14 protein-coding genes are annotated in these 18438 nt (G+C 63.0%); 6 read left to right on the top strand and 8 right to left on the bottom strand.

What is annotated here, in order from left to right; all coding sequences use genetic code 11:
• Window positions 1-66 precede the first annotated feature (66 nt).
• Together F8197_RS20660 and F8197_RS20655 are read left to right on the top strand one after the other, a co-directional pair.
• Window positions 67-1077, top strand: a complete 1011-nt coding sequence (locus tag F8197_RS20660; RefSeq protein WP_152883394.1) for an aldo/keto reductase — start codon at window positions 67-69, stop codon at window positions 1075-1077.
• A gap of 96 nt (window positions 1078-1173) precedes the next feature.
• Window positions 1174-2679 carry a Fic family protein gene (locus tag F8197_RS20655; RefSeq protein WP_152883393.1) on the top strand — a complete coding sequence of 502 codons (1506 nt, stop codon included), beginning with the start codon at window positions 1174-1176 and terminating at the stop codon, window positions 2677-2679.
• On the opposite strand, the gene F8197_RS20650 is transcribed toward F8197_RS20655, so the two are convergent.
• The 3 genes from F8197_RS20650 to F8197_RS20640 form a co-directional block, all read right to left on the bottom strand.
• Complete coding sequence (locus F8197_RS20650; RefSeq protein WP_373996941.1) at window positions 2643-3719, bottom strand: SUMF1/EgtB/PvdO family nonheme iron enzyme; 1077 nt, start codon at window positions 3717-3719, stop codon at window positions 2643-2645. The two genes, F8197_RS20655 and F8197_RS20650, sit on opposite strands and share 37 nt — an antisense overlap.
• Before the next feature lie 230 nt (window positions 3720-3949).
• The gene (locus tag F8197_RS20645) at window positions 3950-5884 is read right to left on the bottom strand and encodes an arylsulfatase (RefSeq protein ID WP_152883392.1); all 1935 of its coding nucleotides are present in this window, start codon (window positions 5882-5884) and stop codon (window positions 3950-3952) included.
• A gap of 119 nt (window positions 5885-6003) precedes the next feature.
• The gene (locus F8197_RS20640) at window positions 6004-6444 is read right to left on the bottom strand and encodes a DUF3597 domain-containing protein (protein WP_152883391.1); all 441 of its coding nucleotides are present in this window, start codon (window positions 6442-6444) and stop codon (window positions 6004-6006) included.
• Window positions 6445-6562: 118 nt separating this feature from the next.
• Here F8197_RS20640 and F8197_RS20635 point away from each other — a divergent pair, with 118 nt between their 5' ends.
• Entirely contained in the window at window positions 6563-7837 is a 1275-nt protein-coding gene (locus F8197_RS20635; protein WP_152883390.1) for an MFS transporter, read from the top strand.
• Here F8197_RS20635 and F8197_RS20630 read toward each other — a convergent pair.
• Window positions 7785-9212, bottom strand: coding sequence for a PLP-dependent aminotransferase family protein (locus tag F8197_RS20630; RefSeq protein WP_152883389.1), 1428 nt, complete (start codon window positions 9210-9212; stop codon window positions 7785-7787). The genes F8197_RS20635 and F8197_RS20630 overlap by 53 nt on opposite strands.
• Before the next feature lie 74 nt (window positions 9213-9286).
• Here F8197_RS20630 and F8197_RS20625 point away from each other — a divergent pair, with 74 nt between their 5' ends.
• On the top strand, window positions 9287-9526 hold the full coding sequence (locus tag F8197_RS20625; RefSeq protein WP_056142708.1) for a hypothetical protein: 240 nt from the start codon (window positions 9287-9289) through the stop codon (window positions 9524-9526).
• Between the two features lie 178 nt (window positions 9527-9704).
• On the opposite strand, the gene F8197_RS20620 is transcribed toward F8197_RS20625, so the two are convergent.
• Window positions 9705-10238 (bottom strand): hypothetical protein, encoded by a 534-nt coding sequence (locus F8197_RS20620; RefSeq protein ID WP_152883388.1) that lies wholly within the window; start codon window positions 10236-10238, stop codon window positions 9705-9707.
• 556 nt (window positions 10239-10794) lie between these two features.
• Window positions 10795-12624: a glutamine--fructose-6-phosphate transaminase (isomerizing) gene (glmS, locus tag F8197_RS20615; protein ID WP_152883387.1), complete on the bottom strand. Its 1830-nt coding sequence runs from the start codon at window positions 12622-12624 to the stop codon at window positions 10795-10797.
• 141 nt (window positions 12625-12765) lie between these two features.
• Here glmS and F8197_RS20610 point away from each other — a divergent pair, with 141 nt between their 5' ends.
• Window positions 12766-13218, top strand: a complete 453-nt coding sequence (locus tag F8197_RS20610) for an Lrp/AsnC family transcriptional regulator (protein WP_152883386.1) — start codon at window positions 12766-12768, stop codon at window positions 13216-13218.
• A gap of 139 nt (window positions 13219-13357) precedes the next feature.
• Here F8197_RS20610 and F8197_RS20605 read toward each other — a convergent pair whose 3' ends face one another.
• Window positions 13358-15583: a TonB-dependent siderophore receptor gene (locus F8197_RS20605; protein ID WP_152883385.1), complete on the bottom strand. Its 2226-nt coding sequence runs from the start codon at window positions 15581-15583 to the stop codon at window positions 13358-13360.
• A 535-nt stretch (window positions 15584-16118) separates the two neighbouring features.
• A complete protein-coding gene (gene glmU, locus F8197_RS20600) occupies window positions 16119-17483 on the bottom strand; it encodes a bifunctional UDP-N-acetylglucosamine diphosphorylase/glucosamine-1-phosphate N-acetyltransferase GlmU (RefSeq protein WP_152883384.1) in 1365 nt (454 codons plus the stop codon).
• 26 nt (window positions 17484-17509) lie between these two features.
• Between glmU and F8197_RS20595 the strand changes: the two genes are divergently transcribed.
• Window positions 17510-18397 carry a DUF6279 family lipoprotein gene (locus F8197_RS20595; RefSeq protein WP_373996927.1) on the top strand — a complete coding sequence of 296 codons (888 nt, stop codon included), beginning with the start codon at window positions 17510-17512 and terminating at the stop codon, window positions 18395-18397.
• The last annotated feature ends 41 nt before the right edge of the window (window positions 18398-18438 follow it).

The raw sequence follows: 18438 nt of genomic DNA, 5'->3' as shown, positions 1-18438 counted from the left end.
TGTCTTGGACGGTCTGTTAAAGTCAATCTACACTGGTCTCATTCACTCATCCACCAGGAGAACCCCATGAGCATTCGTGAACAACTGCAAGGCAAACTCGGCTTCGGCACCGCCCCGCTGGGCAATATGTACCGCGACATTCCCCCGGCCGAGGCGATCGCCACGGTCGATGCGGCCTGGGACCAGGGCATCCGCTTTTTTGACACCGCACCGCTGTACGGCGCCGGCCTGGCCGAGATCCGCCTCGGCGAAGCGCTGGCCCGCCGGCCGCGCGATGAATACGTCCTGAGCACCAAGATCGGCCGCGTCATCCTCGACGAGCTGGAAGACCCGCTGGCACGCGACATGGGAGAGAAGGGCGGCCTGTTCGAGTTCGGCCTGAAGAACAAGATCGTCAACGACTACAGCGCCGACGCCACGCTGCGCTCGATCGACGCGAGCCTGCAACGCCTCAAGACCGACCGCCTCGACATCGTCTGGGTACACGACGTGGCCCAGGATTTCTTTGGCGACGAATGGCTGGCGCAATACGAGATCGCCCGCACCGGCGCCTTCCGCGTGCTGGACCGCCTGCGCGACGAAGGCGTGATCAAGGGCTGGGGCCTGGGCGTGAACCGCGTCGAGCCGCTGGAGTTGACGCTCGACCTCGACGAACCGAAACCGGACGCCTTCCTGCTGGCCGGCCGCTACACGCTGCTCGACCACGAGCGCGCGCTGCAACGCCTGATGCCGGCCGCCGCCGCGCAACACGTGGACATCGTGGTTGGCGGTCCGTACAGCTCCGGCATCCTGGCCGGCGGCACGCATTTCGAATACGCCAAGGCGCCGCCTGCGATTATCGAAAAAGTGGCGCGCCTGACCGCGCTGGCCACCCGCCACGGCATCAGCATCAAGGCCGCCGCCTTGCAGTTCGCGCTGGCGCATCCGGCAGTGGCCAGCGTGATCCCGGGCGCCAGCCGTCCCGAGCGCCTGCTGGAAGACCAGGCCGCGCTGCGCCAGGCGGTGCCGGCAGCGTTCTGGCAGGAGTTGCGCGAGCAGGGGCTGGTGTCGGCGCTGGCGCCGTTACCGGGCGCATGAAGATGGACGGCAACCGGAGAGAAACCGCTAGTTTTCGGTCATAAAGTGCCATAATTCCTCTGCTTTTCAGTCATTCGAACGAGGCAGGGGGAAACAATGGCACAGTTTTCAGACACCGACACTGCAGAAGTCCTGTTCACCGACGGTAATGCGGCGCTGCAGCGGACCCTGGCCCGTCAAGTGGATGCGGGTACGCTCAGGCGCATCTACGCCGGGGTGTACACGACTAACCTGGACAGCCCGCTTGAGGCCATCGTAGTTCGCAACTGGGCGGCGATCATCAGCCACCTGCTGCCAGCAGCTGTGTTGGCATATCGCTCCGCAATCGAACACCGGCCCGTAGCCGGGGTTATTCACGTACGCCGCGCCAGCACGCGGCGCACGCTGCACCTGCCCGGCCTCGTGGTCGAGGTATACCCGGGCGCGGACCAGCCACCTTTGCTGGAACACCCCAACGCCGACCTGTTACACAGGCAAATCTACCTTCCTGGCGAGGCACGAGGTTTTCTTGAAAACATGGGTACCGCGCGCGGTGCGGTGAACCGGGTACTCCCGCAAGCCGACATCGAAACCCGGCTCGATAAAATTCTGACCGTGCGGGGCGACTTCAAACTCAATGCGCTGCGCGACCATGCACGCAGCGTCGCCGCATTACTGGGGATGGCCGCAGAGGGCAAGCGTCTCGACAGCTTGATCGGCGCGCTGCTTGGCACGCACGCGGAAAAAAAATTGCACAGCAAGCTGGCGCTGGCGCGCGCAGCCGGCAAGCCTTACGATCCGGACCGGCTCGACCTGTTCGATATGCTGCAGGGCGCACTGGCTGCCGAGGTGTTTGCGCACCCGGCCGATCTTGCCAGCAAGGGGACGGCGCTGGAAAATTTCGCTTTCTTCGAAGCATATTTTTCGAATTTTATCGAAGGCACCACGTTCGAGGTAGCCGAGGCCAAGCAGATCGTGTTCGAGGGTGCGATCATTGCCAACCGCTCGCAGGATTCGCATGACATTCTCGGCACTTTCCAGGCCGCGAACGCAGCGCCATGGCGCAACCAGCCGGCGGCAACTGCGCAAGACTTTCTCGGCTGGCTCAAAAGCGTCAACGCCCTCGTCATGCAGGCGCGCCCCGACCAACTGCCGGGTCAATGGAAAGAACAGCGCAACATGGCAGGCAACACGTTATTCGTCTTGCCCGAACAGGTATCAGGAACCCTGGTCGAAGGCTACGAGCGTATTCGTGCATTGACCGACCCGGTGGCACGCGCACTGATGACGATGTTCGTCGTGTCGGAAGTCCACCCGTTCAAGGACGGCAACGGACGCACGGCCCGGCTGGCGATGAATTGCATACTCAGCGCGGCTGGCATTTGCCGGATCATGGTGCCCACCGTGTATCGCGAAAACTATCTGTTACCCCTCAAGCGCCTGTCGAACGACCGCGATGCCAGCCCGTATGTGCGCAGCATGACGCGTGCCCATGACTGGACATCGCGCTTCGACTACGAGCAGCCGCTGCACGACGTCCAGATACAACTTGCGCGGTGTAATGCGTTTCAGGAAGATTTGCGCAATTATCGGCTGATCTTCCCCGACACGACATCCAAGTGAGCGGCAGTGAGGTCCCTTTGCACCGTGCGAAAGCCGATGTGCGCTGCGGCCAGGTCGCGTTCCTGCGACTCGCGCGCCGAGGCCCGGTAGCGGACGCAGTAGTCGGGGGCGCACAGGAATGAGCCGCCCTTGATCACCATCGTGGCGTTGGCGGCATTGCCGGCGTTGGGCGCTTTGGGCGCGTTGCCGGCACCGGCGATGCGGCCGGCTGCGACAGCGGTATCGCCATTGGCGTGCGGCTGGCGCGGGCCGGTGTAGGGGTCTTGCGTCCATTCCCAGACGTTGCCGATCATGTCGTACAGGCCGAAGCCGTTGGGCGCGTAGCAGCCCACGGGGGCGACGCCCGCATGGCCGTCAGCCCCGACATCGAGTTGCGGAAACGCGCCTTGCCAGTAGTTGGCGGCGGGCTTGCCTTCGGCGTCCGTCGGCGCGGTGTCGAGTTGATTGTCGCTGCGGCCGGCCTTGCCGGCGTATTCCCATTCCGCCTCGGTGGGCAGATCGCGGCCCAGCCAGCGCGCGTAAGCCAGGGCGTCGGCTTGCGTGACCAGGGTCACCGGCAGGTGGCCGCCGGGTGCTTTGACAGGGGCTGATGCTGATGCTGGTGCTGGTGCTGGTGCCGATGCCGATGCCAGTGATGGCGATGGCGATGGCGCGGCAGCTTGCGCCGTGCGCCACTGCGCGCCTTTTTCCAGCGTCCACCAAGCATACGGCCGTTGCTGCAGTTCTTCCGCTGTCGGCACATGGAACACCACGCCAGCGCCTTGCCGTTCCGCTTCCGTCACATAGCCAGTAGCTGCCACGAACGCGGCGAACTGCGCTTGCGTCACTTCCGTGCGGTCGATCCAGAAGCCGGCAACGCGGGTGGCGCCGGGCTGCGCGGGACGCTCATCCGGATAGCCGCGCTCACTGCCGAAGATAAAGCTGCCGCCTTTTACCTGCACCATGCCCGCGTGAGGATCGGCGCCCCAGCCGGCCGGCAGGCCGCTGTAGGCGGCGCACAATGGTTCACTGCCCAGCTGGGCAGCCGGTGCATTGGCCAGCGCATTGCCGGTGCTGGTGCCGGTGCTGGTGCCGGTGCTGGTGCCAGTGCTGCTGCTGCCGGTGCGGTTGCTGCTGGTCACGGTGCTGGTATCGCTGCTGCTGCCGCTGCCATTACCGCTGCCGGTACCGGTGCTGGCGCTGGTATGCCAGACCAGCGCCAGCAGCGCGGCGCCCAAGGCCAGCGCTGGCAGCGCCATGCGCCAGGCCCTGCTGCGTGACGCCACGCCCATCAGTAATAGCCCTGCGGCTTCAGTGGCTCCACGCCGCCCACGCGCTGCATGAATTGCTGCCACTCGCCGACCATGGTGTTGGTCAGCGCCTGGTTTTGCGCAGCGACGTCGGTGGTTTCGCCGCGGTCGCGGGTGAGGTCGTACAGTTGCCAGCGGCCGTCGAGCGGACCTGTCGGCGGCTCGTTCCACAGCGCCTTCCACTTGCCGTCGGCGCTGATCAGGTAGGCGCGGCCGTATGACTCGTGCCCCAGCGGTTCGGTGCGTACGCTGGCGGTGCTGCCTTGCAGCAGCGGCAATAGCGACTTGCCGGTGACGGGATAGACGTTGCGGCCGTTGTACACCACCTTGCCCCGGTTGCGATCGACGCCGCTTGCGTCGATCGCGGCCGGCGCAGTCTGGGTGGGCGGCGTTACGCCGGCCAGCGCCAGGAACGTCGCGGTGTTGTCGGTAATGTGGGTGAGGGCGCTCAGGTTGGGCAGACGCGCGGTCTGGCCCGGCAGGCGCACGATCAGCGGCGTGGCGACGCTGCCTTCGCCGGCATAGCCCTTGGTCAGGCGGAACGGCGTGGCGCTCACCTCGGCCCAGCGCAGGCCGTATTGCAGGCGCCTGGCTGCCTGGGCGCCGTTGTCGGTGCCCAGCGTGGCGTACACCGGTTCGGTGGCGTTGGCTTCGTCGGTCAACCTGGGGTCGGCGCCGCTGTCGATCGGCCAGCCTTCGGCGCCGTTATCGGACTGGAACATGATGTAGGTGTTGTCGTATTCGCCGATGTCCTTCAAATGCTGGATCAGCAGGCCGATGTTGTGGTCGAGGTTATCGACCATGCCGGCGTAGATTTCCATGTAGCGCGCTTGCGCCTTCTTTTCCAGCGCACTCAAGCTGGCCCACTTCTTGTTGACCTTGCCCGGACCGTAATCGGCATAGCCCTGCGCCATGCCGTTGTTGGCGTTGATGTACTTGGCATTGGCCGTGTTGAAGCCGGCCGTGGCCGGGCTGCGCGACGTGGTTTCCGGCGCACCTGGGTACGGCGTGAAATCGGCCGGGATGATGCCGAGCGGCTTCTGGCGGGCGATGCGCGCATCGCGCACGGCCTCGTAGCCGGCGTCATATTTGCCCTTGTACTTCGACAGCCACGGCTCCGACACTTGCAGCGGCCAGTGCGGCGAGGTGTAGGCGGCGTACGCAAAGAATGGCTTGCCGTCGGCCTTGTTGCTGTCGATGTAAGAGATCAGGCGTTTGGTATAAAAATCGGTCGAATAAAACGGTTCGCCGCCGGCGCCACCGGGCTGGCCCGGTTGTCCAGGCTGCACGAACATGCCGTCTTCCGTGTAGTTGGTGGAGCCTTCGCGTTCGTGGGCGTAATGGTTGGCGGCGGCGCCGGCCAGCAGCGCATAGCTGCGCTCGAAACCCCACTGGTCCGGCGTCTTGCCGGCGGTGGTGACGGCGCCGCCGGCAATCGCGGAACCGAGGTGCCACTTGCCGGCCATGTACGTGTGATAGCCGTTATCGCGCAGCAGCTGGGCAAACGACAGCGAGCTGTCGTTGAGGAAGCCTTCGTAACCGGGCAAGCCACGCCGTTCATCGTTGGGCGCGCCCATATGGCCTTCGCCCACCAGGTGGTGGTCGGTACCCGACACCAGCATGGCGCGCGTGATGGCGCAGACGGTGCCGGTGTGGTGGTTGGTCAGCAACCGTCCCTGTTTGACCAGCGCATCGAGGTTGGGCGTCTCGATCTCGCCACCAAAGGCGCCGAGGTCGGAATAGCCGAGGTCATCGGCCATGATGTACAGGATGTTCGGCTTTTTCTTGATCGCCGGCGCCGCCTCGGACAGCGGCGCCTTGGCGGACTCGCTGCAGCCGGCAAGCACCAGGGCGCTGGTGACGGACAGGCCGATCAGGCTTCGTTGAATGACGCGCAGCAGGCGTGGAGCGGGCATGATATTCCTTGCGGATGAAAAGTGTGCAAAGAATAAATGTTATCGAGGTGATCAGAAACGAAGCATTTCGACTTAGCTCATGCGGTTTTTACATGCCCTGCCTGCTGCGCGGTTGCCGATCAGTCTTTCAGGTCGGCCGGCACCTTGCCGCCATTTTCCGCCAGCTTGTTCATGACCTGGCGGTGCAGCCAGATGTTCATCTTGGCCGAGTCGCCGGTGTCGCCGCTGTAGTGCAGTTCCTGCGCCAGGTCCTTGCGCGATTGCAGGCTGCTGTCGAGGTCCAGCAATTTCAGCAGATCGACAATCGACGTGCGCCAGTTGAGCGGCTGGCCGGCTTGCTGCGCCCTGGTGTTGAGGATGGACTCCACGTCCACTTCGGACAGGTGCACAGCCGCTGGCGCTGCGGTGGTGTCTGCGGCAGGCACGGAAGGTGACGCCGGTGCGGTTGGCACAGCGGCAGGGTTGGCTGGCGCCGGCACCGTGGTGCCTTGCGGCGCCTGGGCGATGGCCGGGTGCGAGGCCGGGAAGATTTTGTGGAAGATGTTGCTCAGTATGCCCATGTCGGGATCTCCTGTGGGTGGGTGTAGGGGATCAGCATACCGGTTGGGGGCGGGGGGTCTGTGCGGGAGCTAACAGCTTCGGAACCAAGCTGCGGCTCTGCGGCTATACTCGCACCCCATGAAAAATACCTATAACGAGACCCCCACCCGCATCCTGCGCCGCCAGCAACTCTCGCTGGTGCTGCTGGTCGTCTGCGGCGTGATCAACTACCTCGACCGCGCCACGCTGGCCGTCGCCAATGAATACATCCGCGCCGACCTGGGGCTGTCGCTGGGGCAGATGGGATTGCTGCTGTCGGCGTTCTCTTGGAGCTATGCGCTGTGCCAGTTGCCGGTGGGTGCGCTGGTGGACAAGATCGGGCCGCGCTGGCTGCTTGGCGGCGGCCTCGTGGTGTGGTCGCTGGCGCAGGCGGCCGGCGGTTTTGCGGCCACGTTCGGCTACTTCGTGCTGGCGCGGATTGCGCTGGGCATCGGCGAAGCGCCGCAGTTTCCGGCGGCGGCGCGCGTGGTGAGCAACTGGTTCCCCGCACGCGCGCGCGGCACGCCAACCGGCATCTACAACTCGGCCTCGCCGCTGGGCGTGGCGCTGGCGCCGCTGGTGCTCGCGCCCCTGATCATCGCCACCAGCTGGCACTGGGCCTTCTTCATCACCGGCGCCATGGGCCTGGTGGCGGCGCTGGTCTGGGTGGTGCTGTACCGCGACCCGGTGCGCGCCGACATGACGGCCGCAGAGCAAGCCTATCTCGAAGTGGACGAGGTGGCTGCTGCCGCCCCCAAGGCGAACTTCTCGTCGTGGCTGGCGCTGTTCCGCTACCGCGTGACGTGGGGCATGATGCTCGGCTTCTTCGGTTCGGTGTACCTGAACTGGGTGTATCTGACCTGGCTGCCCGGCTACCTGCGCACCGAGCGCCACATGGACCTGGCGTACGCAGGACTGGCGGCGTCAGTGCCGTTCATGTGCGGCTTTGCCGGTGCGCTGATCGCCGGCTGGGCTTCCGACCGCGTGGCGCGCGCGGCGTCTTCGCCGGTGACCGGTCGCCGCAACGCAGTGGTGATCGCCACGCTAGGCATGGTGGTGTTTACCATTCCGGCGGCGCTGGTGGACAGCAATCTGGTCGCGGTGGCGTGCATCTCGATCGTGATTTTCCTGGCCAACGCCTCGTCGGCCTGCGCGTGGTCGCTGGCGACGGTGGCGGCGCCGCCCAGCCGGGTGGCCTCATTGGGTGCGCTGCAAAACTTCGGCGGCTTCTTGGGCGGCGCGCTGGCCCCCATCCTCACCGGTTACATCGCCCAGACGTGGTCGTTCGTGCCGGCGTTGCTGGCGGGGGCGGGGATTGCGTTCATGGGGGCGATGTCGTATCTGTTCCTGGTGACGAAGCCGATTCCGGAGTGATCGAACGCTGCGCCAGCAGGTGAGACAGCCGTTGCAGGCCTGCCTGCAAGCGGCCCCGGTCCTTGATGCTGCCCAGCGAAATCCGGATGGCATTCACGGATTCGGTGCTGGTTGCAAATGCCTCTGCGGGCGTGACGGCGATCCCCTCGCTGCGGGCTGCGCGCGCCAGCTGCGCGGAGTTCCAATACGCCGGCAACTCGAGCCAGACGTGCAGACCGTCGCCGGTGCCGCCGTACCGTCCCGCCAGGATAGTGCGAGCCATGCGGTGGCGCAGGCGCGCCTCGTTGCGCACGCCTTCCATCAATCTGCTGGCCGAGCCGTCGAGGATCCACTGCGTAGCCAGTGCGGCCGTCAGCGGAGCGGTCATCAGCGCAAACGATCGGAGTGCGTCCAAAAAACGCTCGCGTTCCTGCGGATTGCGTATGAGCACAAATGCGACGCGCAAGCCGGGCGTCAAACATTTCGACAGGGTCGAGATGTACACCACCTGTTCCGGCGCAAACGTGGCAACCGGTGGCGGCGGGGCATCGGCAAGCAGCCAGTAGGGATCGTCCTCGACGATGCGTACATTGCAGCGCCTGGCGATGCCGGCAAGCTCCTGGCGCCGGTGCTTGGGCATGGTGATGGCGGTGGGGTTCTGCAAGGTGGGGTTGAGGTACACCAGCGCGGGCTGATGCTGGCGGCATGCTTGCTCGAGCATCCCGGGCACCATCCCGTGCTGGTCCGCTGCCACCGCGATGACTCTCCGGCCGAACTGGGTGGCTGCGGCAAGCAAGCCGGGATAGCTCGCCGGCTCGGCCAGGATGATATCGCCAGGCGCCGTCAGCGTCAGGATCGATGCGGCGATCGCCGCCTGCGCGCCCGGGCAGACAATCACTTGCCGGGCATCCAGGTGTCCGAACATCGGTGCGAGCCAGGTGGCGCCTGCCTTGCGGTCGGAGTCGCTGCCGCCGGCCAGGTGGTAGGTCATCAGCAATTCGCTATCGGCCCGCATCAGCACTTGCGACAAACCTTGTTTCAACAGGTCGTCGAAGTCCACGCCAGCGGGCGGTGGCGGGGTGTTCATGCTGAGGTCGAGAATCGACGTCAATTCGACTTTCGGCGCTGCGACATACGTGCCGCGCGCACCGCGCCCTTCCAGCAGGTTGCGGCGCCTGGCTTCGTCGTAGGCGCGCGTGACCGTCGTCAGGTCCACGTCGAGCTGGGCTGCAAGCTGGCGCTGTGGAGGTAACCGGTCACCGGGCGTCAACGATCCGTCTGCCACCGCCGCCTGCAACGCATCGGCAATCTGCAAAAACCGTGGCCCCTGGTTCGCGACCAGGCGCGGCAGCCAGCCAGTCAAATGTCCATCTTGTATGGTTTTCGCCTGGGACATTTTGTCTCGATGTATGGAAATTGTTTTTCAGTAGTATGCTTCAAATCGACAGCGTCACGTAATCACCTGGAAAAATGATGGATTGGATCCCGATAGTTTTCGTAATATTCAAGTTTCTCGTGCTGGGCACGGGGATGTACTACGCCATCAAGTGGCATTACGACCAAGGCAAGAAGGTGTCGGTGAACGAGCGGCGCGCGGTGCTGCGTGCGGGGGGCAAGGTGGTGGTGATCTTTGTGCTGGGGCTGCTTGGGGTGGGGCTGGCGACGTTCCTGATGATCAGGATGATGGGGATGGAGCTGAGCTTTTCCTGATGGTAAAGATTGGTCGGCTGGCAGCGATGCACATTTGGACGAACAATAAAGTTTGACACAACCTGCGAGGTCCCGGACCTGTCCGACCGGTAGCTGTCGCCCCTTTGCAGACTCTCGACAGAGGCAACACGGACACGGGTCATTTACAGCCTTCTAGGCCTTCTTTTTGAGCAAATGCTTAATTTTCAAGCGCATCGAGAACTCGCCCGATCAATCTTAGTTGTTGTGCATAAAGTATTGCCGAAGTCCCACTTGGATGACCCAATGCCTTGAGTTCAATTCGTTGTTTCGCATCTGCAAGCAATTGGCGGGCCGCTTGAATTCGAGCGGACGCTGCCTGACATGACCTATTTTCGGAAACGTACCACCCCCAGACCCGCCTCAAAACTTCATTCAGTTCCTCTTCGTTAAACGCGGTTGGCGTCGAAGAAAACCTCCCAGCATGAAGCAGGAGTTTCTCGCCTGATTCCGTCTCAAACGAAATCGATTCAGCTTTCCGGCTGGTGTATAAGTAGGTCTGCTCAACGCGGCAACGCTCCAGAAACCCAAAAGCCTCTGAAGCATTGACCACGTCCTCGGCGACCAAAACAAAGACCGGCTGCTCCGCATCTGGATGGCAGTACGAAAGCAACCTGATGGTAAGACATTTACCGATCGATTGAATATTGGAAACAAAGACGTCTACATCTGGAAGTAGCAATGACTCATCCATTTAAAGCTCATATGTCGATTTGCAGGCGCACGCAGGTGCGCCCGGGTTGAATGAAGCGTTAATTTGCTTGTCTGCTCTTGGCCGTTTTCGGCCGGTCGCGCCAGCATAGCATGCTGTTGTTGCAAAAAACATCATGCTATGCCCGACACGTCTTTGTCGCCCCAAAGCGGAAGTTCATCCCTTTTAACCGCACACTTGGCGTTAGCACGGCATCAATCTGTTTTTAATTCCGACTCATAGATTTCGGCTTCGTACAAACAGGCGCTGAGCGTTGGAAAATATGCCAGGACCATCGGACGCCCCTCCGGACTAGTGAACCCTTGGTCTAGGACCACTCGGTCACCAATCCTCGGAACTCGACCTTCGGGTGAGAGAATTTTATAGCGGTCGGCAGGCAACTCCACCAAGAGTCTGGCACGGGGGGAATCCAATACGAATTTAGCAGCCATGAGTTTGACCGTTCCTGTGTAGGTGCCTTGAATGACCGGTCTTGGTTCCGAAACCGGAAGTTCCTGTGAGCATGTCTGCCCTGGCCCCGCAAACCACCCCGGCTCGCTTACTCCACCGTCACCGACTTCGCCAAATTCCTCGGCTTATCCACATCCGTCCCCCGCGCCAGCGCCGTGTGATACGCCAGCAATTGCAGCGACACCACGTGCAGGATCGGTGACAGCAAGCCGTAGTGCTCGGGCAGGCGGATGACGTGGACGCCTTCGCCCGGCGTGATGCGCGAATCGACGTCGGCGAAGACGTACAACTGGCCGCCGCGGGCGCGTACTTCCTGCATATTCGATTTCAGTTTTTCGATCAGCGCGTCGTTCGGCGCCACCGTGACCACCGGCATTTCCTCGGTCACCAGCGCCAGCGGGCCGTGTTTCAGTTCGCCGGCCGGATAGGCTTCGGCGTGGATGTACGAAATCTCTTTCAGTTTCAACGCGCCTTCCAGCGCGATCGGGTAGTGCATGCCGCGCCCGAGGAACAGGGCGTTTTCCTTGCGGGCGAAATCTTCGGCCCAGGCCATGATCAGCGGTTCCAGCGCCAGCACCGAGGCGATCGCTACCGGCAGGTGGCGCATCGCTTTCAGGTGCTGCGCTTCCTGCTCGTCGGAGAGGCGGCCGTTGACTTGCGCCAGCGTCAGCGTGAGCAGGAACAGGCCGGCCAGCTGGGTGGTGAAGGCCTTGGTGGAGGCCACGCCCACTTCCACGCCGGCGCGGGTGATGTAGGCCAGTTTGCATTCGCGCACCATGGCGCTGGTGGCCACGTTGCAGATGGTGAGCGTGTGTTCCATGCCCAGGCTGCGCGCATGCTTGAGCGCGGCCAGGGTGTCGGCCGTCTCGCCGCTTTGCGAGATGGTCACGACCAGGGTGTTCGGATGCGGCACGCTGTCGCGGTAGCGGTATTCACTGGCGATCTCGACGTTGACAGGGATTTTTGCGACCGATTCGATCCAGTACTTGGCGGTCAGGCCCGAATAGTAACTGGTGCCGCAGGCCAGGATCAGCACGCGGTCGATCTGCTTGAAGACGGCATGGGCGCCGTCGCCGAACAGCTCGGGCATGACGGCCATTACGCCTTCCAGGGTGTCGCCGATCACGCGCGGCTGCTCGAAGATTTCCTTCTGCATGTAGTGGCGATACGGTCCCAGGTCGGCCGCGCCGGTGTGGGCGTGCACGGTTTTGACGTCGCGCTGGACCGGCTTGCCGTTGACATCGACGATCCAGGTGCGGCCCAGCTGCAAGTCCACCACGTCGCCCTCTTCGAGGTAGATGATCTGGTCGGTGGTGCCGGCCAGCGCCATGGCGTCGGACGCGACAAAATTCTCGCCCTGGCCCAGGCCGACGATCAGCGGCGAGCCCTGGCGGGCGGCCACCACGCGGTGCGGTTCTTCACGGGCGAACACGGCAATGGCGTAGGCGCCGGTCAGGCGTTTCACCGCTTGCTGCACGGTTTCGAACAGGTCGCCGTTGTACAGGTGGTCCACCAGGTGGGCGATGACTTCGGTGTCGGTCTGACTCTGGAACACGTAGCCGAGCGCGGTCAGTTCGGCGCGCAGCTCGTCGTGGTTTTCGATGATGCCGTTGTGGACCAGCGCAATGCGCGCCACGTCGGTCGACGGCGAGAAGTGCGGGTGGGCGTTGTGGGTAGCCGGCGCGCCGTGGGTGGCCCAGCGGGTGTGGGCGATGCCGGTGAAGCCGTGCAGGTGGGTATGCTCGATCTGCTGTTCCAGGTCGGCCACGCGCGACGTGCTGCGCGAGCGCTGCAACTGGCCGTCCACGTGCAGGGCCACGCCGCACGAGTCGTAGCCACGGTATTCGAGGCGCTTCAGGCCTTCGATCAGGATCGGGGTGATATTACGTTGCGCTACCGCGCCGACAATGCCGCACATGGGAAACCTCTTCAATGAGTTGAGGAGTTCATCCTAGTGGAGACTCGATGAAATATGTTTTCTAATTATTCGCAGCCGTGAAATATTATTTCAGCACTGTGATAGCATGAAATATTATTTCATTTTAATGCCAATAATTTTATGGATGACATCGATCGCCGCATTTTGACTGCCTTGCAGCTTGATGCAGGGCAGACCAATAGTGAGCTGGCGCAGGCCGTTCACGTCTCTCCTCCCACCTGTTTGCGGCGCGTCAAGCACCTGACCGATACCGGCGTCATCACGCGCCGGGTGGCGCTGGTCGATCCTGCAAAGATCGGCCCCAGCCTGACGGTGATCGTGGAAATTTCGCTCGATGCGCAGGCGGTCGAGCGCATGGCCGAGTTCGAGGCGCTGGTGGCAACCGAACCGGCGGTGCTGCAATGCTACCGGGTGGCGCCGGGCCCGGATTTCGTGCTGATCGTGCAGCTCAGTGACATGCCGGCATACCACGCGCTGGCGCACCGTCTGTTTGCCGCGCACGCCAATGTGCGCAATGTGAAGGCGTATTTCTCCACGTTCCGCAGCAAGTTCGAGACCCGGGTGGCGGTGTAATCCACAGCTTTCACACCGTTTATACAGAAGTTTTACCGGGCTTTTCCACCGGTTGTGCACCGGCTTATCCATGTAGTTATCCCGGTGGTTCTCACCAGCTTGTTGACAGGTTTGCCCACAGGGATATCCACAGGCAGTTTCAGAACCTCGCGGTGAGTGCGAGCCGCACATTGCGCGGTTCGCCCCAGAACACGCTGTCGTAAAAGCCCACGTTGCGGTAATACTTGCGGTCCGCCAGGTTGGAGACATTCAGCTGCACGCCCAACTGGCGGTTGATCTCGTACGACGCCATGGCGTTGATGAGCGCGTAGCCGCCCTGGCTGATGCGTGCATTGCGGTCGCCGGTACCCGGCTGGCCGTACCAGGTCACGCCGTAGGTGCCGCTTTGCGCGGTCACGCCGCCGCCCACCTTCAACCCTTTCAATACATCGTCGAGCCGATAGGCCGTGGACAGGCGCAGCAGGTGGCGCGGCTGGTTGGGCTCGGCCCGCTCGCCATCGACATCCTTCACGCGCAGGAAGGTATAGCCGGCGCTGACGTTCCAGGACCGGTTGACCTGGCCCGCCACCTCGAATTCGATGCCCCGGGCGGTGATGCCGTCGCCATTGGCGACATAGGCGCTGTTACCGTTGGGGAGCTTGAAGCCGGGCGGCACGGTCGGGTCCAGTACCGCCAGGTTCTTCTTGAGCGTGCGGAACACGGCAGCCGATGCATTGAGGCGCTTGTCGAAGAATTCGCCTTTGACGCCCAGCTCGCTATTGGTGCCGGTCTCGGGGTCGAGCAGGGTGTTGTTGCGGTCCCTGGCCGATTGCGGACTGAACAGCGAGGTGTAGCTGGCATAGGCCGAGATATCGTCGGTCAAATCGAGCACCGCGCCCATATATGGCGTGAACTCATTTTTCGTCTTGCGCAGGTTGTCGTAGCCGATCAGCCGGCCCGAGGTATCCCAGGCGCCTTCCTCGGTGCGGTAGTTGCTCAGGCGGCCGCCCAGCACCAGCGTGAGCGGATCGGCCACATTGAAGCGTCCGGCCAGGTAGGCGCCGCCCTGGCGCACCTCGGTTTCGGTGTGCGAGCCGTCCGGCGTAAAGGTAGGCATGGGGATGTTACCGGTCCAGGTGCGGTAGTCGGCAATCTGGGGCTGATACGCAATGGTTGCCTCGCCGCCCTGGCTGTGGCTGACCGACCGCGAACCGTTCCAGCCGGCGATCAGCACGTGGCGCCGGCCGAGCAGGCTGAACGGGCCGGTGGCGTACAGGTCGAGGTTGTCGTCGATGTTTTTGCCTTCACCCCACACGCCGGTCCACAGGCGCATGCCGGTGCCGGTGGCCGGATCGGGGTAGCCGGCGCCGCCGTAAGCGACGGTGGTGTTGTTGCGGCTGTCGGTGCGGGTGTAGCCGAGGTGCACTTTCCAGCCGTTGTCGAAGCGGTGTTCGAGCGAGGTAAAGGCGCTGTGTTCGCGGTTGCGCCAGGTGCTCCACGGCGTGGACAGCGAAAAATTGCGCGGCAGCCGGGCCAGGCTGCCATCGGCATTCCAGTAGGGCACGGCGCCCCAGGTGGCGCCGGTGGGATTGTTGTGCTGGAAGGTGACGCCTGCGGTCAGCAAGGTCGCAGCGCCCAGGTCCGCTTCCACGATGGCCATGCCGACGGTCTTGCGCTCGTGGTACATGTCGTAATACGAATCGCGATCCTGGTAGGCCATGGCGGTGCGACCGCGCACGCTGCCGTCGGCGCTCAGCGGTGCGCTCACATCGATTTCGGCGCGGCGATCGTCCCAGCGTCCCAGTATCGCCCTGGCACTGGCTTGCAGCGTGCGGCCCGGGCGCTTGCGCACCAGGTTGATGGTGGCCGACGGGTCACCGGTGCCGCCCATCAGGCCGCTGGCGCCGCGCACCACCTCGATGCGGTCGTAAAGAATGGTGTCCTGCAGTGGCGCATTGCCGCCCATGGTCATGCCATCGACCTGGATATTGGTGATGGAAAAGCCGCGCGCATAAAAGCTCGTGCGTTCGCTGTCTTGCTGGCCGACCGTCACGCCCGGCGTCTGGGTCAACACCTCGTCGAGGCGCACCGCGCCCAGGTCGTCGATCATTTCGCGCGTGACCACGCTGACCGACTGCGGCGTGTCGCGGATCGACATCTCCATGCGGGTGGCCGTGCGCATGGCGCCGGTGGTGTAGGAACCGGAGCCGTCGGTCACGCTGCCGAGCGTGTCGCTCTTGACGGTGACCTGGTTCAGTTGCACAGGATCGGCGGTTTTATCGCCGGACTGGGCCAGCGACGGTTGCGCTGCTGCGGTCATGACCATCAGGACTGCCAGGTGGAGCGCGGTGGGGCGGAAAGAGGCGGGGCGTAAAGCTGCTTGCATAAAACTTCCTTGCGGTTGGGCACAGGCGTGCGCGGGCCTGGCTCGGGTGGAGCCTGGCGTTGGGTTTCTAGGGATAGCTGGCGGCTTCCGCGAACGGGAAGGGGGCTTGCTGCATAGCCGGCAGGAGTGCCGGCAGAGTCATGTGACAGTCGATGAGAATGATTCTTATTCTAACATCGATATCATGGTGAAACAACAATTTTTGACAGTTATCCAGTGCTTGCGCACGGGCTGTACCGGGCTTTTCCACAAAGTTGTGCACACCTCGTTTTCAGGCATAAAACCAGGGAAGCCAGTTATTCCCGGTTGTCCCGCGCTTATCCAACAGTTGTTCCGGTGGTTGCGCACAGGGTTATGCACAAATACCGGAAGTCACTCAAAATTCGGAGTGGGAGTCGGCACGACGAATACCGTTTGTGCCTCAGGGAAGAAACGCGTGCAGATATCCACTGGCTGTGCACTGCTTGCACACCAGCTGCTCACAGCTTTATCCACAGGAAAAGAAGCGCGCCTGGATCCAGGCGCGCGGGAAGAGTTACTTCTTGATTTTTACCGGACGGGTCCAGTTCTCGATGGTGACCTGGCGCGCGCGTGAGACGGTCAGCTTGCCGGCCGGAGCATTCTTGGTGAGTGTCGTGCCGGCGCCGATGGTGGCGCCCTGGCCCACGGTCACAGGAGCGACCAGCTGGCTGTCGCTGCCGACAAAGGCATCATCCTCGATCACGGTGCGGAACTTGTTGGCGCCGTCGTAGTTGCAGGTAATGACGCCCGCGCCGATGTTGACGCGCGAACCGATGGTGGCGTCGCCGATATAGGCCAGGTGATTGGCCTTGCTGTGCGCGGCCACCTGGCCGTTCTTGATTTCCACGAAGTTGCCGACGTGGACGTCTTCGGCCAGCACCGTGCCCGGACGCAGCCGCGCGTACGGCCCGATGAGCGAGACTTCGCCCACCACCGCTTCCTCGATATGGCAGAACGGCTTGATCTTCGCGCCGGCCAGGATGCGGCTGTTGACGATCACGTTATATGGGCCGACGTGGACACCGTCGCCAAGTTCCACCTTGCCCTCGAACACGCAGCCGACATCGATGGTCACATCGCGCCCGCACACCAGTTCGCCGCGCACATCGAGGCGGAACGGGTCGATTACGGTGACGCCCTGTTCCAGCAGCCGCTTGGCGATATTTTGCTGGTGGATGCCTTCCAGTTCGGCCAGTTGCACCTTGCTGTTTACGCCCGCCACCTCCCACTGCGCCGACGGCTGGGCCGACACCACCGGCACGCCATCGGCCACGGCCATGGCGACGATATCGGTCAGGTAGTACTCGCCCTGGGCATTCTCGTTTTTCAGCTGGCCCAGCCATTTTTTCAGTTGCACGGTCGGCACGACCAGGATGCCGCTGTTGATTTCCTTGATCGCGCGTTCAGCCTCGTTGGCGTCTTTTTGCTCGACGATGCGGGTAATCTGGCCGTTCTCGCGCACGATGCGGCCCAGGCCGGTCGGGTCGTCCTGCACCACCGTCAGGATACCCAGCTTGTCGGTGCCGGCAGCGTCGATCAGCGCCTGCAGCGAGGCGGCGGTGGTCAGCGGCACGTCGCCGTACAGGATCAGGGTAGGGGCGTTGTCGTCGAGCTCGGGCAAGGCCTGCATGACGGCATGACCGGTGCCCAGTTGCTGCTCCTGCCGGGCGGTGGCGACCGGTTGCGGCTGCTTGCCGAGGAGCTCCAGCACGGCTGCGCCGCCATGTCCGTAAATCACGCATACTCTATTCGTAGCCAGCCTGCGTGCCGTATCGAGCACGTGGGCCAGCAGCGGTTTTCCCGCCAGGGGATGCAAAACTTTCGGCAAGGCCGACTGCATGCGCTTGCCCATGCCGGCAGCCAGGATCACAACGTTCATAAGTATCACTTAGAGAGAGTAAGTTAATGCAAAAGTCTAACATGCCCTCCAGCGCCAGCCAGACGCTGCGCCGCCTTTTCCTGATCACCCTCATCGGCCTGCTGGCCGCGTGCAGTTCGCTGCGCCTGGCCTACAACAATGGCGACACCTTGCTGTACTGGTGGCTCGACGGCTACGTCGATCTGAACTCGGACCAGAAGGACTGGGTCAAGAAGGATATCGACAAGCTGTTCCAGTGGCACCGCAAGACCCAGCTCGAGGATTACATTCAGATCCTGCAAACGGGCCAGCGCCAGCTGGCGGGCAACCCCACCACGGCCGACCTGCTGGGCGACTTCGATGAAATCAAGAAGCGCACCCAGCGCCTGCTGCTGCAAGCCAAGCCGGAGCTGGCCGAGCTGGCGCGTTCGCTGCAACCGGACCAGATCGACAAGCTGGAGAAGAAATTCGCGTCCAACCTCGATGATTTCCGCAAGAAAAACATGAAGGGCGACCGCGAAGCCCAGCAGAAATTCCGTTATAAAAAATCGATGGAGCAGTTCGAGCTGTGGTTCGGCAAGTTCACGACCGAACAGGAAGTGCAACTGCGCAAGGCATCGGACGCCCGTCCGCTCGACAACGAACTGTGGCTGGCCGAACGCCAGCGCCGCCAGGGCGCCATCCTGACCCTGGTGCGCAAGGTGCAGAAGGACAAGCTGAGCAAGGAAGCCACGATGGCCCTGATCGATACATTGGTGAAAGACAGCTTCAACCGCCTCGACAATTCCGAGCACAAGGCCTTCTTTGATGCCTCCGAAAAAGGCACGGCCGAGCTGATCCTGACCGCGATCCGCATTGCCACGCCGCAGCAAAAAGCCCACGCCCAGCAGCGCATGCAGGGCTGGATCGGCGACTTCCAGAGCCTGGCCAAATAGGCTGCGTGATATAGTGTGGCCTGTTGAATCAAAGACTTAGA

It is taken from the genome of Duganella sp. FT27W (genome assembly GCF_009295655.1).
Taxonomy (GTDB): Bacteria; Pseudomonadota; Gammaproteobacteria; order Burkholderiales; family Burkholderiaceae_D; genus Rugamonas; species Rugamonas zoogloeoides.
The sequence above is the reverse complement of the archived record's forward strand: the minus strand, read 5'-3'. Positions and strand labels throughout refer to the sequence as shown.